This window comes from Bifidobacterium callitrichos DSM 23973 (assembly GCF_000741175.1).
Lineage (GTDB): Bacteria > Actinomycetota > Actinomycetes > Actinomycetales > Bifidobacteriaceae > Bifidobacterium > Bifidobacterium callitrichos.
Genome location: NZ_JGYS01000022.1, coordinates 163,153 through 178,919 on the forward strand (window position 1 = coordinate 163,153; position 15,767 = coordinate 178,919).

The following is a 15,767-nucleotide window of genomic DNA, read 5'->3' on the forward strand; positions in this document are numbered from 1 at the left end:
CCCGTTTTTCATATGTCAACAGCCCATGCGCGTCCGCGACTGCGAGCCTTTCAGCTGGACATCGGCCTCGTATGCACGTACAATTAAATTAAATCATCTAACTATATGGGCGGTAGTGGAGTTGCCTGAGCTGCACTGACCACCGCCCATAGGGATCATCAGGCATCACCAACGAAAGGAACACCCATGGCACAGGTTCTGGTCGCCGGAGTCGACACTTCGACGCAGTCGACGAAGGTCCGCGTCACCGACGCCGCGACCGGCATGCTCGTCCGCTTCGGACAGGCGAAGCACCCCGGGGGCACGAGCGTCGACCCGAACGCATGGTGGAACGCGTTCCTCGAGGCGAGCGCGCAGGCCGGCGGACTCGACGACGTGTCCGCACTCTCGGTCGGCGGCCAGCAGCACGGCATGGTCATCCTCGACGAACAGGGCAACGTGATCCGCGACGCGATGCTGTGGAACGACGTGAGCTCCGCCCCGCAGGCGGCCGCCCTGATCGAACGCCTCGGCACCTCCCCCGCCGCTCCCGCCGAGGACGGCGAGCCGGAGGATGCCATCGCACGCGGCAAGCAGCGCTGGGTCAAGGCCACCGGCTCCTCGCCGGTCGCCTCGTACACGCTCACCAAGGTCGCATGGGTGGCCGAGAACGAACCGGAGAACGCGAAGAGGATCGCCGCGATCTGCCTGCCGCACGACTGGCTGAGCTGGCGCATCGCCGGCTACGGCCCGGTCGCCCCCGGCGAGGACGCGCATCTCGACGCGCTGTTCACCGATCGCTCCGACGCCTCCGGCACCATCTACTACGATGCCGCGCGCGGCCAGTATCGTCGCGATCTGCTGGCCACGGTGCTGGCCGCGGCCGAGGGCGAGGATGCCGCCAAGGCCCACACCGACGCGATCACGCTGCCCACGGTGCTCGGCCCCCGTGAAACCGCGGCGGTGAAGGCCTCCCCCGTTTTCGCCGGCAAGGAGATCGAAGGCGGATGCATCCTCGGACCCGGCGGCGGCGACAACGCGATGGCCGCGCTCGGCCTCGGCATGGCCGTCGGCGATGTGTCCATCTCGCTAGGCACCTCCGGCGTGGCCGCGGCCATCGCCAAGAACCCGGTGTACGACCTGACCGGAGCGGTCTCCGGATTCGCCGATTGCACCGGACACTACCTGCCGCTCGCCTGCACGATCAACGGATCGCGCATCGCCGACGCCTGTCGAGCCGCACTTGGCGTCGACTACGACGAGCTTGCCGCACTGGCCGCGCAGTCGGCGCCGGGCGCCGAAGGCGTGACCCTGATCCCGTACTTCGACGGCGAGCGCACGCCGAATCGTCCGGACGCGACGGCCACGCTGCACGGCATGACGCTTGCCAACACGACGAAGGCGAACCTCGCGCGCGCGTTCGTCGAGGGACTCCTGTGCTCGCAGCGCGACTGCCTTGAGCTGATCCGTTCGCTCGGCGCGGACATCACGCGCATCCTCTTGATCGGCGGCGGCGCGCGTTCCGCCGCGGTGCGCGCCTACGCGCCGGGCATCCTCGGCATGGACGTCGAGCTGCCGGCGACCGACGAGTATGTGGCGATCGGCGCCGCACGTCAGGCCGCATGGGTGCTTTCGGGCGAGCCCGAGCCGCCGGCGTGGCCGCTGACCATCGAGGAGACCCTGACCGGCGAGCCGACGCCCGAGGTGTATGCGCAGTACGCGAGGTATCGCGGCTGACAGTTGGCTGACAAGTCAACCATGCCCCGAGACATCACACTGCCACTCAACGACAAAAACGGCGGCAATTGCGTTGAGTGGCAGTATTTTTCTGCCACTCAACGACGATTTGACTGTTTTTCGCGTTGAGTGGCAGCAACGGATGGCATCCGTATGGCGCGATCCAGCTCAACTGCGGATGACGGATTCAAAAACCCTTGGGAAATAGCCGTTTTGACGATACGTCAATAATCGGATCTCTTATTCGATACGGGACTTCACAGTCGAGTTCTGCCACTCAACGCAAATAATTGCGAAATCCCCGTTGAGTGGCAGCATATTCTGCCACTCAACGAATGTAAAACGATTGACTTACGTTGAACGGCACATACAGGCATAGCAACGCCACATCAGGGCACACCGCGTCCCAGCACACGCCGGCACGTCACGTCACGCCGGCATACACCACACCGAGTCGCAGCCCGTCAAAGCGCACACCTCAGCAACCGAGCGACTTATGTGCAGTCGCGGCAATCATCATCTCGTGCCATACACGATATACACGCAAAAATACGCATGATCCGCCTGCGGATGACGAGTACCGCAGGCGGATCATGCGTTGATGGAAGGAAAACAGGAGAAGAAGAGAGAGAAGCGTGAGGCCCGGTCTCGTCGGGTCTCACGGTCGATCACGCCTAGACGATCACGCCTAGCTGATCACGCCTGGACGATCACGCCTCGGCGAGCGCGTCCACGATGTAGTTGTTGATCGTGGCCTTGACAGACTCGAGGTGATCGGACTTGGTGGCGGCGCGCAGCTCGGCCTGGGTCTTGTCGAGGCTGTACTCCTCGAGGGAGGCGAGGGTGGCCTCGCCGGATTCGATGGCGGCGCCGATACCGGACTCGTAGGAGCTGTAGCGATCGGCCTGCAGATCCTCAATGTAGTGGTCCTCGTGCATCTTGGCGGCGACGAGCAGACCTGCGGCGTAGGAGTCCATGCCCACGATGTGCGCGCGGAACAGGTCGTCGGCCTCGAAGGAGGTGCGGCGCGGCTTGGCGTCGAAGTTCAGACCGCCGTGGGGGCCGATCGAACCGTTGGCGAGGACCTCCCACATCACGGCGACGCAGTCGTACAGGTCGGACGGGAACTCGTCCATGTCCCAGCCGATGAGCTTGTCGCCCTGGTTGGCGTCGAGGGAGCCGAGCACGCCGTTCTCGCGGGCGAAGCGCACCTCGTGCTGGTAGGTGTGGCCGGCCAGGTTGGCGTGGTTGCCTTCGAGGTTCAACTTGAAGACGTCCTCGAGGTCGAAGGTCTTGAGGAAGGCGAGCGCGGCGGCCGCGTCGAAGTCGTACTGGTGGCTGGTCGGCTCCTTCGGCTTGGGCTCGATGAGGAACTGGCCGGTGAAGCCGATCTCCTTGGCGTAGTCGGCGGCGAGGTGGAAGAGCTTGGCCATGTGGGCCTGCTCGCGGTGCATCTGGGTGTTCCACAGGTTCTCGTAGCCTTCGCGGCCGCCCCAGAACACGTAGTTCTCGGCGCCGAGGCGCTTGGCGATCTCGAGGCTTTTCTTGACCTGGGCGCCCGAGTAGGCGAAGATGTCGGCGAACGGCGAGGTGGCGGCGCCGGCGACGAAGCGCGGGTTGGTGAACAGGTTCTGGGTGTTCCACAGCAGCTTGACGCCGGTGGACTTCATGTTCTCCTCGATCTTGTCGACGACCTTGTCGAGGTTGGCGTTGGTCTCGCGCAGGGTGTCGCCTTCGGGTGCGATGTCGCGGTCGTGGAAGCAGAAGTACTCGACGCCGAGCTTGGTGTAGAACTCGAAGGCGTAGTCGACCTTGGCGAGGGCCAGATCCATCGGCTTGGTGTACTTGTCGTACGGACGCTCGGCGGTGCCGTCGCCGAACGGGTCGACGAGACGCTGGTCGAAGGTGTGCCAGTAGGCCACGGCGAAGCGCAGCCAGTCCTTCATCCTCTTGCCGGCGACGACCTTGTCGGCGTCGTAGTAGCGGAAGCCGAGGCCTTCCTTGGCGCCGCCCTTGCGGCCGACGTATTCGATCTTGTCGATGTCCCACAGACCCATTGCTGTCTCCTTAGACTCGGGATGTGCGTGTTATTGTCCGTTGCGCCGTTCGGCCTCCGCATGGCGTTTCATCCGCCATGATCCCGGAGCGAACCAGCTGACGACTCTTATGTTAAATGACTGAACTATATTTGTCAAATGAATGAACTTATCTGCCGGATAAGGCGTGTTTCAGGGGTTTGGGTTTCATAAGCGGCTTCGACTCATATCATTGCCGACCAACCAGTTCAAGCCGCCGCGATCGCCCGACGGGCTAGACCGTCGTCATGTATTTGAGGGGCGAGTCGAACAGTCGGCGCAGGCCCATCACGGCGGCGCCGTGCAACGCGGGATGGTCGGTGACGGGAGAGACCATCACACGCATGTCCACGCCGTCGCGCGCGAGGATTCGCGAGGCGACCCGGGCGTGCAGGACGTCCGCCATCTCGTCTCCGAACTCACCCAGAAGGCCGCCGATCACGATGTTCTCGATGTCGACGATGTTGACGACGCTGGCGAGCGCGACGGCGAGCGCGGTCATCGCATGGTCGACGGCGAGCACGGCCCGTGCGTCACCGTGACGCCACGCCTCAAGCAGTTTCGGCGTAAGCGTCGTGTCGGCGGCGTGCGCCTCGTCGGCGAGTCCGGACGCGACCATGAGCGCGCGACGACCGGCGATCGTCTCAAGGCAGCCGTGGCGACCGCAACGGCACAGCCCCCCGTGCATGTCGACGCACACGTGGCCGATCTCGCCGGCGAACCCGTGGTCGCCGCGCACGATCTGGCCTTCGCGCACGTAGGCGCCGCCGATGCCGATGTCGGTGGACACGTAGATGAAGGAGTCGAAGGTCTTCAGCGGCCAGTCGCCGTCGGTGCGCTGCGAGGCGTAGCCGGGAATCTGCGCGAGGGCGGCGAGCGTCGCCTCGTTCTCGGCGTTCGCACTGAGCCGTTCGATCACCGGATAGCGGTTCAGATCGAGGTCGCGCCAACCGAGGTTGCGCGCGACGAGCAGTTCGTTGCCGCTGGTGACAAGGCCGGGCAGGGCGAGCTCGGCGCCGGCGATCGTGTAGCCGCGTCGGGTGAGGCGGGTTTCGACGGGGGCCATCATCGCGTCGAGTTCGCCGAGGATGTCGTCGGGGCGCACATCATCCATCGTGCGTTCGCACCAGTTCGATTCGACGACGTCGCCGTTGATGTCGAGCACGAGATAGCCGAAGCCGTCGGTGTTGACCTGCATGCCGACGCCGGCCCAGTGTCCGGGGGCGAAGGCGAGAGGGGTGCTCGGCCTGCCGTAGGCCGCGCCGACTGTGGGATCAAGCTGGCGGATCACATGGTTCTTCAGCAGCAGGTCGCCAAGCAGCGAGAGCGTGGCCTTGGTGAGCCCCGTCTCCTTGGCCAGTTCGGCGCGACTCAGCGGAGTGCGCGAGCGGGCGAGCGTGGAGAGCACCACCGACAGGTTGTGGTTGCGTAGATCGTCCTGGTTGATGCTCCTGACTCGCGGCACTGCGGCCCTCCCCTCGTTCCTTCTCATACTGCTCTCCGCCCGAAGCCATGCCGGCATCCCGACGACGCCTTCGGCACGCCGCCGAAGTTCGGACCGGTTCCGAGCCCGACCGGGTGCCGGCCCTATCCTTGCCCTCCTCGATTGTAAAGGCAGTGAACGAAATAGCCTTTACCCACAAGGCCACCCACGATCATTCCAGGACCGGTCCCCGCTGTTCGTGCGGGAATGAGATGGAGCCCAGAAAAGTCATAGCCGGAACCAGCGCCCCGCCCCCAACCACGGTAATGGATGAGCCGTTGTTTGCCTGCCATCCGCACCTGCCCGTGTCTATCTGCGTGCCTATCTGCGTTACAAGGGGTGCTTTTGCCGTTTTGCGGACCTCTATCCGCGTTACGAGGGGTACCTCCCACAGGTATGAAGGGCTGAAAACGGCTTGATGGCGTTGGGGTCAAGCCGATTTGAGGATGTAATACCTGGGGTATGCACCCCTCATAAGCGAGATAGATGTCCGCAGAACGCCGAAAGTACGTCTTATAGACGAGTTAGCCCCATATGGCACCGTCATCCAGCACCACTTTTACTAGCACACCAGCAAAACTCGCAAGACATCTGCGACTTTTACTAGCATGGTAGTAAAAATAGCCCACATCTCCTATACTTTTACTAGCACACCAGCAAAAATTCGGAACATCATGAAACTGAAGACGCGACCGCTGTATCTGGACAAGCTCCTTGCCGCCAAAGACAACGGACTCATCAAGGTCATCACCGGCATGCGCCGATGCGGCAAGTCATCACTCCTGAAGCTGCTGGGGCAAAGGCTCGTCTCGGCAGGCGTTCCATCGGATCATATTCTCACCATCAATCTTGAGTCATTCGAATTCGCCTCGTTCGACCGGATGCAACTGCATGACCACATCGCGGGGCTCATGCAAGATGACGATCGGTATTACCTGCTGCTCGACGAGGTGCAGCTCATCGACGGATGGGAACGCGTGGTCAACGCGTTGCAGGTGGATGCGAACGTCGACATCTACCTGACCGGATCCAACGCGCATCTGCCGTCAAGGCAACTGGGAACGCTGCTGTCCGGACGCTATGTCGAGATCAGGGTGTTCCCGCTGTCCTTCGCGGAGTTTCTTCGATACACCGGGGAACTCGACCGTAACACCGCATTTGAACGGTACATGCGATACGGCGGCCTGCCGCCGGTCGTCGATCAGGGGACCAACCAGGAACTGGCATACACCGTGCTCTCCGGCATCTACGACACGGTGCTCGTACGTGACATCTCCCAGTATCTGCAGATACGCAATCCCATGGTGTTCAATGACGTCGCCCGATATCTTGCCGACACCGCCGGCTCCCCCGTGTCCATCTCCAGGATCGAGCACAGACTTAAAAGCGCACGGCGTTCGGCGACCAACGACACCATCGAACGGTACATCTCCGGTTTGCTTGACGCGTTCCTCTTCCATCAGGCCCGGCGCATCAACGTGAAAGATGGCGACCACCTCCAAGGATTGAGCAAGTACTATCCTGCGGATCCCGGCATCAGAAACACGCTGGTCAGCTATCATCAGGGCGATATCGGGCCACTGCTCGAGCTCATCGTGCACAACGAGCTCAAGACACGGGGATACGACGTGCAGGTCGGCAGGATGGACAATCTCGAGATCGATTTCGTCGCCGACCGGATATCGGCCGATATGACCGATGAGCGGCTGTTCATTCAGGTGAGCGCGACCATCATGGACGCCTCGACCCGCGACCGTGAATTCGAGCCGCTGCGCAGGCTGCACAACGCATCTGGTCGCCGTATGATCCTCACGCTCGACACGTTCGGACTGGGTAGCGTCGACGGCATCGACGTGGTCAATGCGCTCGACTGGCTGACGCACTCCGAATGAGCGTTCTCACAGCGCGCCGAGTAGCGCATGCACAAACGGCATGGGGAAGGCAAAGGGCCCTGCCATACCGAACTGAACCCCGGATCCAATACTCAGACCGATAACACTCGGCAAACGCACGTACATCCGCACGATGGATGTCCGACACGACCGCACGCCTCACACTCTCGGAAGTGAGCCGAGAGAACGTATCCTGAATGAACGACTCGATCATGCCTTGCCACCGCCGAACGAGACTGGGGGGCCGGCGGCATGATTCAGCCACCGCCGGTCCCTACCATCATTCGATGGTGATGTCGCTGGCGTTGGGCAGGACGCGGATGTTGGCCTCCTCGAGGGTGTGGCAGGCGCGGCCGTCGCGGCGCATGTTCACCACATGCACGCCGCTCACCGGATGCTCCGCGTCGTATCCGCCGACCAGCGAGGGCTCCTCGTCGCCGGCGGTCACCGCGCCCGTGGTCACGTCCACGTCCTCTACGCGCACGTTCTCGATCAGACGACCCGGACGCGGATTGTAGTCCCGGTTCCCCAGCGCACTGTCCGTGACGTCGCGCAATGACCATGGCGCAGCATCGCACCGCATGACGCGGTGATATGCCCATGAAGTAGTGAATCATCCATGGAGCGGTGACGCAAAATGGCCTAATTCCGCCATTTCCCGAAAACAGCTCACCGCTCGATGGGGATTTCACCGCGCCATGGCACCATAGACCACTCGATGGGAAGAGGCAGCGGAGGGAACAACAGGCCAAAACGGCACTAACAGCACTAACACAGGCCAGACAGGCACTAACACAGACCGAAAGACACCACCACACACCAACACAGACACCGACATGCCGGCAGCAACAATAAGACCCCGTGGCACGTGTGGCATGCACACTCAGTAGGTGCATGCCACACGTGCCACGGGGTCACCAAGGTCGGCGGGCTGTGCGGCCGCGCCGATCATTGCGTCACAGCTGGGATTCGGCCGGCAGGGCCTCGATCGCCTTGCGGGCGGCGACAAGCGCCTCCTCGAGCGGCTCGACCTGCGGGTACCAGCGGCGCTCCCACTCCAGAGAGAGCGGTCCGGTGTAGCCGCCGTCCTTGAGGAGCCTGCAGCATTCGGCCAGCGGCACGCGACCGGTGCCCTGCAACACCGGGGTCTGGTCGCCCGGGAACGCGCAGTCCTTGATCTGCACGACGCCGCGGCCGCCCACGAGGTACGGCTTCAAGTACTCGAAGGTCTTGGCCGGGGCCTCGCCGACGCGCCACGGGTGCGCGAGATCCCAGATGGATCCGACCTGGTTGTCCGGGGCGATCTTATCGAGGTAGTAGTGGATGATCGCGTTGCGCTCGCCGTTGGTGTGGCTGTCGTGCGTCTCGATGAGCGGCTGCACGCCGAGCCTGTCGGCGGTCGGCAGCGCACGGGCGATGATCTCGGCGCCGCGCTTGGAGACACCGGCCAGGTTCATGCCTTGGGGAAGCACCATGCCCGGCAGACGGTCCGGATCCCAGCTCGGCTCGAGCGGCGCGGTCGGGAAGACGCGCACGTACTTGGCCCCCAGCACGTCGGCCATGTGCAGGCAGTGTTCGAGGCTTTCGACCAGCTCGTCCTCCTCGCGGGCGGTGTTGCATACCTGCACGCGCGAGTCGACGGCGAAGATGGTGACGCTCGCCTTCTCGGCGAGCTCGTCGCGCATCGCCTTGAGCTCGTCGTCGGTGGAGGTCATCGTGAACTTCATCTCGTCGCCGACGGCCACCTCGATCCTCTTGACGCCGGTGGCGTTGAACGTCCTGGCAAGCTCGTCCATCGAGTCGTACGGAGCGCCCAGAGTGGACGCGGCCAGTTCCCATGTCATGATTACTTGTTCCTTTCCTGATAGTCGAAGTACTGGAAGTCGGCGTGCGAGCGGTGGGCGTCCATGTCCTGCGAGCAGATGCCCACCATGCCGCCGGTGAACGCGCAGCCCTGGATCGTACGCTCGACGTAGTCGTCGCTGATGTGATCGGCCGGCTGCACGCCGCCGATCGCCTTCCACAGCGCGTTGTCGGCGTACATATCCTTGCCTTGCGCGAAGTGGAAGTTCGCCTTGTCACGGCGCACCTCCACCTTGATGCGCACCGGGCCTTCCTCGAGCGCGATCGCATCGGAGCCGTAGTCGAGCTTGCCGTGGTCGCAGCGCAGCACCTGGATGATGCGCCTGTCGGTGCCCTCCGAGTCGAAGCTCACGTACGCGTAGATCCAGTTCTGCGTGTCGTAGTAAAGGATCAGGCCGGCCATCTGCTGGTAATTGGTCGGATCGAAGTCAAGCACAGTCTGTGCGTCGAAGTCGTACGCCTCCCAACGGCGGGCGAACAGCGTCTGCCTGTGCTGCGAGCGCAGCGACTGCGCACCGTGGATGCGCAGCCAGCCGGGACGCTCGGTGAGCGAATAGTCCTGTTCGGCCACGAGCGCGGTGCGCAGGGTCTTGAGGCTCGGCGGGATGGCCGGATCGGTCACGGAATTGAGCGGCGCGTTGGCCTCGGCGGCACGATCCGCCTCGAACTCGATGCGTTCGGAATGGTCCATGACCTGCACGACGCCCTGCGCGATCCTCGGCGCCGGAACCTTCAGGTCCGGGCTGATCGTGTCGTTGATCAGGCGCGGCCAGCCGTCCGAAGTCCAGTAGATCTTCTGGATGCCGGTCTCACGGCCCAGCGTGCAGTTGCCGCGCTCGGTCAGCGGCCTGCCGCAGATCTGCGTGACGTACCATTCGTCGCCGATCTCGAGGAAGCAGCAGTGGCCGGACTTCTGCAGCGGATTACTCGGCTCGTCGCGCGTGGTCATCAGCGGCGTGTACGGGGAATCCTCGAACGGTCCCTCGAGCGAACGGGCGCGGGCCACGGTTGCGGCGTGCATGTAGCCGGTGCCGCCTGCCGCGCACAGCAGGTAGTACCAGCCGTTCCTCTTGAGGATCTGCGGGCCTTCGCACACGCCGAGCTTGGTGCCCTTGTAGAAGTGCTTGCGCTCGCCGATCAGCTGCATCGATTCGGGATCGAACTCCTGGATGACCGTGCCGGCGAACCGCTGGCGGCCGGGACGGTAGTCGTAGAGCATGTTGAGGAACCACTTACGGCCGTCGTCGTCGTGGAAGATGGCCGGGTCGAAGCCGGATGCGGTCAGGAAATGCGGTTCGCTCCACGGTCCGGTGATGTCCGGGGCGGTGATCACGTAGTTGAGGGTGTCCTTGAACGGCGCGTAGGTTTTGACGTCCGTGTAGACGAGCCAGAACTTGCCGTCGGCGTAGCTCAGGTGCGGCGCCCACAGGGAGCCTGAATCGTAGTTGCCGCGAAGGTCGACCTGCGATTCGCGGTTGACGGGGGCGGCGACCCACTCCCAGTTGACGAGGTCCTTGGAATGGTAGATGTCGATGCCCGGCCACCATTCGAAGGTGGAGGTGGCGATGTAGTAGTCGTCGCCGACGCGCAGGGCGCTCGAGTCCGGATGGAATCCGGGAAGGATCGGGTTGGTGATCATCGTGGTCATTGTTGTTTCTGACTCCTTATATCCGCTTGATATATATCCGCGTTGTGCTGTGTGTTTGCCGTTTGCCGTCCAGGCCCACCGGTCATGCCGCCGTCGAACCCGCCGCTCCATCGTCCGCATCGTCGTAGGTGAACAGCAGCCAGTTCGCCGGCCTGGTGTCGGTGTTGCGTCCTTCGGGACGGACGCCGAGTCGCAGCGTCGGCGTGCCGCCGTCCGTCACGGTCTCGACGAGCCGTCCATCGTGGACGAGGTACATGCGTCCGATACCCCAGTTGCGTAGGGAGAAGCAGTCGACGTTCGCACCGGCATCGGGCTGCGACGCCATGCGCAGTTCGCATCCGCCGTCCGCAAGTCCGTCACCGACCGTCAGGACGCGTCCATCGGACGTGTCGACCAGCGAGTACGTGCCGTCGTCGCGGGCAACGAGCCGCAGCAGGGCGGCGTCGCGGCGCATGGCCGTCACGGCGAGCGTGCCGTCCGACTGGACGGCGAAGTACGAGGGCATGGTCTCGGTCGTGTACCCTTCAGGCAGCACGCCGTCGATCAGCGCGTTGGAGGGGACGTCCCCTTCGGCGCGGATCGCGGACCAGGAGTGCTGGTACCACGGTTCGAGCATCGTGCGCAGGCGTATGAGCGGTTCCGTCGTCTCCTCGGCAGGCCCGTCGTAGGTCGTCAGGGTGGAGAAGTTGAGGTTGTCGAAGTGGACGAGACCCTCCGGACGCATCGCACGCGCCGCACGCTCGGTCCATGTCATGTCGACGCCGGGCACGTGGCGGTAGTGGGCGAGAGCGGTCTCGTAGATCGGCCGCAGCTGCCCGCGGTAGACGCCCTGCTCCTCCATGTGGTCCCAGTAGGAGATGTCGTCGAAGTAGCCGAAGATGCCGGACAGCGGCGTCACGACGAGTTCTCCCTCGCCGTGGAACAGGTTGTAGCATGCGCACCATTCGTACGCCTTGGCGAGCCTGTTGTCCTTGAGATCCCACAGGTCGACGCCCTGATGCTCGGCGATGGCGCAGGTGTCGCCCATCGCGCCGATGCCGAGCTGGCCGTGCGCCTGATCGCGCGCGGTCTCGACGCTTTGGCCCCAGTCGGTCAGGTAGTTCTCGATCGACCCGTTGCAGTAGCGGCTCAAGTACATCTCGACGCCGCGGGCGAAGATCCGGCGGTCGTCGGTGGCGACGCCGATGGCCAGCAGCGTGGTCATCGGCGCGACGTCCCAGTTGCCGTTCGCATTCATCGGCGCGCCGCCGTCACGCACGACCGGGTAGATGACGTTGTGCAGCATGGTGCGGAATCGGGCGAAGGCCTCATCGTCGAATCCCGTGTAGCCGCCGTCGAAGTATCGTACGATCTCGGCGGCGTTGATGAGCTTGATGGTGGCGAGCGAGGCGCCGAGGATGCGGTCGCGTCCGTCGATGACCCGCAGGGTCTTCGACCAGCCGTCGATGATCTCGACGGTCTTGGCGGCGTACTTGTCCTCGCCGGTGACGACCCAGCGCAGCGCGTTGAAGTAGGCGGCCGCGCACGACATCTCCCAGTCGCCGATGTGGCCGGATCCCTCCGGGTTGCCACGGCCGACGCCCTCACGGAAGGTAGGTACGTACCGCTCGTTGGACATGTCGTTGGGCACGGTGTCGGTCAGTCGGTGATAATCGGCGACCCACGGGTTCTCGTGGGCGCGCACGTGATCGCGCATTGCCGTCAGCTGCGCGGCCGACAGGTTCACGCCGGGGTGGACGAAGACCTGCGGGATGGAGTCCGGAACGTCACCCGCGGAGTCCGCGGCGAATTCCGCGGAATCGACCTCCCCCGCATCCTCGACGAACAGTCGCTGCACGGCTACGTTGCCGTAGTCGATGTACGCGCCGGACAGGGTGACGCGCATCGGGAACGCCGAGCAGTTCGGCTCGTCGCGCAGGTCGTCGCAGTGGCTGGCGATCAGCGTGGAGCCGTCCGGCTGGTCGGTCAGCGTGAACCGCTCGTTCCAGAACGCCTCGGGCGCGGTGGCGGTGACTACGTACGTGAGTCCCCGCCTGCGGTAGTACGTGGGCCTGCCGTCCGCGTCGACGGTGTCGGCGTAGTTCTGGATCGTCAGGTAGCACCCGTTCGTCAGGCTTCTCAGGGCGTAGGTCACGTCCTGCGCGCCGTCGAATACGATGTCCGTCGTGCCGCCGGACATGCCACCGGAGCGCAGATACTGCGGGTACCGGGAGGCGTAGAGCGCGAAGCGTTCGGCCTCGTCGGCCGTGCCGAGCGTGAGCCCGCCGTCGGACGCGAGCGCGACGTAGTCGCCTTCGGCCGTGCGGATGCGCACGATGCGTTCCACGGTCCGCTCGCGTGTGGGGTAGTCGTCGGCGTGACCGGTCATGATTCATCCCCCTTGTTCATGCGGATGGTGACGGTGACGATTCTCAACGCGGTTCCCATATTGGTCTTTCCTGATCGTGTGCACCCCTAACTCATCTGAGTCTGAGCGTGCGTACGATCTGCTCGGTGGTGAACGTGACGTTGCGCGCGGCGTCCTTCAGGAGGCTGTCGAGGCTTGCGGCGCCGGGTGCGATGCCGAAGACCGCATCGATGCCGACCTCGTGGAGCTCGTCGATGCCTTTGCCGATGTGTCCGGCGACGGCGATGACCGGCTTGCGATGCGCTTTGGCGGTCTTAGCGACGCCGGCCGGCGTCTTGCCGAACTTGGTCTGGAAGTCGATCGAGCCCTCGCCGGTGAAAACGACGTCCGCCCACTGCGCGGCCTCATCGAGTCCGGAGGTCTCGATGACGATGTCGATGCCGGGGCGGAATTCGGCGTCGAGGAAGCCCTTCAAGGCCGCGCCGATGCCGCCTGCCGCACCGGCTCCGGGCACGTCGGCGACCTCGACGTGCAACTGGTCGGCGATGACGTGCGCGAAGTGGGTGAGCGCCTGGTCGAGACGTTCGACGTCGGCCGGCGTGGCGCCCTTCTGGGGCCCGAATACGGCGCTGGCGCCGTCGTGGCCGGTCAGCGGGTTGGTCACGTCGCAGGCGGCGATGACGTGCACGTAGCGCACGGCCTCGTCGAGTCCGCTCACGTCGATTCTTTCGAGACTGGCGAGCGCCGCGCCGCCGCGGGCGAGTTCTCTGCCATGCTCGTCGAGCAGACGCACGCCCAGCGCCTGAAGGAGTCCCGCGCCGGCGTCGTTGGTGGCCGAGCCTCCAAGGCCGACGATGATGCGCCTGGCGCCCGCATGGGCGGCCGCGCGGATCAGTTCGCCGGTGCCGTACGAGGAGGCGATGAGCGGATTGCGTTCGTCGGACGAGAGCAAGGCGAGTCCGCTGGCTTCGGCGGTTTCGACCACGGCCGTCACGCCGTCGCCGAGCATGCCGTAATGGCCGGTGATGGACCGTCCGAGCGGGTCGTGGACCGTCGCCTCGAGCATCACGCCGTGCGTTGCGTCGACGAGCGCACGGGCGGTGCCTTCGCCGCCGTCGGCCATCGGCAGGCAGCGGACCTCGGCTGCGGGGTCCGCGTTCTTGATCCCCTGGGCCATGGCCCGCGCCGCCTCCATGGCGGTCAGGCTCTCCTTGAAGGAGTCAGGGGCGCATAGATATCGCGTCATGCACCCCAGCATACCTCACGACACGCCGAAATGGAAAACGCTTACCGCAATATCGGGATGCGCGCAGGCGGATACATTCGAGCAAAATACTGCACAATCGCGCGTCATCGCTCGCATTTCGTGCGCAATGCAGCTATGATTGCGGTAAACGTTTGAAGATTATTTTCCGTTTCCGGGAAGAACAGGATCAGCGAGGACCATGGCAGCTCAGAACGACAAAACGCAATCGCCCGCGACACTGATGGACGTGGCAAAGGCGGCCAACGTCTCCATCGCCACGGCGTCACGTGTGCTGAACGGCAGCACGCGCAGGGTCCGCAACCAATCATACGTGAAGGTGATGGAGGCGGCCACCAAACTCAACTACCGCCCCAACGCCTACGCGCAGGCGGTCGCCAAGGGCACGGCGCCGAACATCGTCCTGCTCGTCTCGGACATCTCCGACCCGTACTTCGCCGCCGTCTCGCAGGGCGTGGTCAAAGCCGCGGCCGAACACGGCCTGACGGTCACGATCAGCGTGGCGCCCACCCCGCGCGAGGAGCTCGAGGCGGTGCGCAAGGCCACGGCCACCCGCCCGCGCGGCATCATCGTCGCGGAAAGCGAATACGTCGACGCGCCCGAACGCGAGCCGCTGACCAACGAGCTCAGACAGTACGAGTCGACCGGTGGCCGCGCCGTGTTCATCCTCAACCGCGACCTGCCGTTCCCGGCGGTGGACGTCGCCAACGACGTCGGCGCACGCGCGATCGCCAGACTCATCATCGACTCCGGATACACCCGGCCCGTGATCCTCAGGGGCGACGAGACCTACCGCACGTCAAGGGAACGACTGGACGGCGTGCTCGCCGCGTTCGCCGACGCCGACGTCGTCATCGACCCGCGTGCGACGGTCAACGGCCGGTTCAGCCGCACCGAAGGCTATGCGGCGATCATGCAGATGGCGCGCGCGGGGCTCCTCAAGCCCGGCGACGGCGCGCTGTATGAGGGCAGGGGCGCCGACTCGGTCATCGCCCTGAACGACGTGATGGCGATCGGCGCGATGACCGCGCTGCGCGCCAACGGCATCGAGCCCGGAGTCGACGTGGGCGTCACCGGATTCGGTGACATCCCCTACTCGGCGGACGTCTACCCGCCGCTGACCACCGTGCACCTGCCGCTCGAGCAGATGGGGCAGGCCGCCGTCGGCAGCGTCCTCGCCAAGCGCGACGCGCAGGAGACGACCGGCGAGACCGGCTCGAGTTCGGCCGACGCGGGACGTCTGATCTACGTGCAGAGCGCCCCGGACGTCGTCCTGCGCGGATCACTGCCCAGAAGGTGAGATGCGTCCCGTATTCCGGCGTGCCGGAATACGCCGCTTGCAGCGAATCGTTCTCAATAGCAAACGTGTGAGCCCATCGCACACCATCGCACAAACGCACAACAGGGGATGCCCCGGAATTCCAACGTTCCGGGGCATCCCCTGTTCGATTGAGGCCGAAAAGGCCTCACACGTTTCTT

Annotated in this window: 10 protein-coding genes; 3 read left to right on the forward strand and 7 right to left on the reverse strand. The window is 64.4% G+C overall.

Going from position 1 to position 15,767, the window contains the following annotated elements:
* Positions 1-186: 186 nt before the first annotated feature.
* The gene (locus BCAL_RS10630; protein ID WP_043165195.1) at positions 187-1,716 is read left to right on the forward strand and encodes a xylulokinase; all 1,530 of its coding nucleotides are present in this window, start codon (positions 187-189) and stop codon (positions 1,714-1,716) included.
* Positions 1,717-2,426: 710 nt separating this feature from the next.
* On the opposite strand, the gene xylA is transcribed toward BCAL_RS10630, so the two are convergent.
* Both xylA and BCAL_RS10640 read right to left on the reverse strand, forming a co-directional pair.
* A complete protein-coding gene (gene xylA / locus BCAL_RS10635) occupies positions 2,427-3,773 on the reverse strand; it encodes a xylose isomerase (protein ID WP_043165193.1) in 1,347 nt (448 codons plus the stop codon).
* A 253-nt stretch (positions 3,774-4,026) separates the two neighbouring features.
* Positions 4,027-5,256 (reverse strand): ROK family protein, encoded by a 1,230-nt coding sequence (locus BCAL_RS10640; protein ID WP_043165191.1) that lies wholly within the window; start codon positions 5,254-5,256, stop codon positions 4,027-4,029.
* A gap of 692 nt (positions 5,257-5,948) precedes the next feature.
* Between BCAL_RS10640 and BCAL_RS10645 the strand changes: the two genes are divergently transcribed.
* Positions 5,949-7,166 carry an ATP-binding protein gene (locus BCAL_RS10645; RefSeq protein ID WP_052119070.1) on the forward strand — a complete coding sequence of 406 codons (1,218 nt, stop codon included), beginning with the start codon at positions 5,949-5,951 and terminating at the stop codon, positions 7,164-7,166.
* A 280-nt stretch (positions 7,167-7,446) separates the two neighbouring features.
* Here the strand turns inward: BCAL_RS10645 and BCAL_RS10650 are convergent, their stop codons facing one another.
* From BCAL_RS10650 to BCAL_RS10670, 5 genes are all read right to left on the reverse strand, one after another.
* Positions 7,447-7,722: a hypothetical protein gene (locus BCAL_RS10650; protein ID WP_156101984.1), complete on the reverse strand. Its 276-nt coding sequence runs from the start codon at positions 7,720-7,722 to the stop codon at positions 7,447-7,449.
* A 400-nt stretch (positions 7,723-8,122) separates the two neighbouring features.
* A complete protein-coding gene (locus BCAL_RS10655) occupies positions 8,123-9,010 on the reverse strand; it encodes a sugar phosphate isomerase/epimerase family protein (RefSeq protein WP_043165187.1) in 888 nt (295 codons plus the stop codon).
* Between the two features lie 2 nt (positions 9,011-9,012).
* Entirely contained in the window at positions 9,013-10,677 is a 1,665-nt protein-coding gene (locus BCAL_RS10660; RefSeq protein ID WP_043165185.1) for a glycoside hydrolase family 43 protein, read from the reverse strand.
* A gap of 82 nt (positions 10,678-10,759) precedes the next feature.
* Positions 10,760-13,045: an alginate lyase family protein gene (locus BCAL_RS10665; protein ID WP_043165184.1), complete on the reverse strand. Its 2,286-nt coding sequence runs from the start codon at positions 13,043-13,045 to the stop codon at positions 10,760-10,762.
* Between the two features lie 91 nt (positions 13,046-13,136).
* Entirely contained in the window at positions 13,137-14,201 is a 1,065-nt protein-coding gene (locus BCAL_RS10670) for a glycerate kinase family protein (RefSeq protein WP_043165268.1), read from the reverse strand.
* 268 nt (positions 14,202-14,469) lie between these two features.
* Here BCAL_RS10670 and BCAL_RS10675 point away from each other — a divergent pair, with 268 nt between their 5' ends.
* Complete coding sequence (locus tag BCAL_RS10675) at positions 14,470-15,588, forward strand: LacI family DNA-binding transcriptional regulator (RefSeq protein ID WP_043165182.1); 1,119 nt, start codon at positions 14,470-14,472, stop codon at positions 15,586-15,588.
* Positions 15,589-15,767: the final 179 nt, after the last annotated feature.

Coding starts and splice junctions, on each gene's coding strand:
- BCAL_RS10670 (WP_043165268.1), bottom strand. CDS start 14,201: ATGGCCCAGGGGATCAAGAACGCGGACCCCGCAGCCGAGGTCCGCTGC.
- xylA (WP_043165193.1), bottom strand. CDS start 3,773: ATGGGTCTGTGGGACATCGACAAGATCGAATACGTCGGCCGCAAGGGC.
- BCAL_RS10655 (WP_043165187.1), bottom strand. CDS start 9,010: ATGACATGGGAACTGGCCGCGTCCACTCTGGGCGCTCCGTACGACTCG.
- BCAL_RS10665 (WP_043165184.1), bottom strand. CDS start 13,045: ATGACCGGTCACGCCGACGACTACCCCACACGCGAGCGGACCGTGGAA.
- BCAL_RS10645 (WP_052119070.1), top strand. CDS start 5,949: ATGAAACTGAAGACGCGACCGCTGTATCTGGACAAGCTCCTTGCCGCC.
- BCAL_RS10660 (WP_043165185.1), bottom strand. CDS start 10,677: ATGACCACGATGATCACCAACCCGATCCTTCCCGGATTCCATCCGGAC.
- BCAL_RS10630 (WP_043165195.1), top strand. CDS start 187: ATGGCACAGGTTCTGGTCGCCGGAGTCGACACTTCGACGCAGTCGACG.
- BCAL_RS10675 (WP_043165182.1), top strand. CDS start 14,470: ATGGCAGCTCAGAACGACAAAACGCAATCGCCCGCGACACTGATGGAC.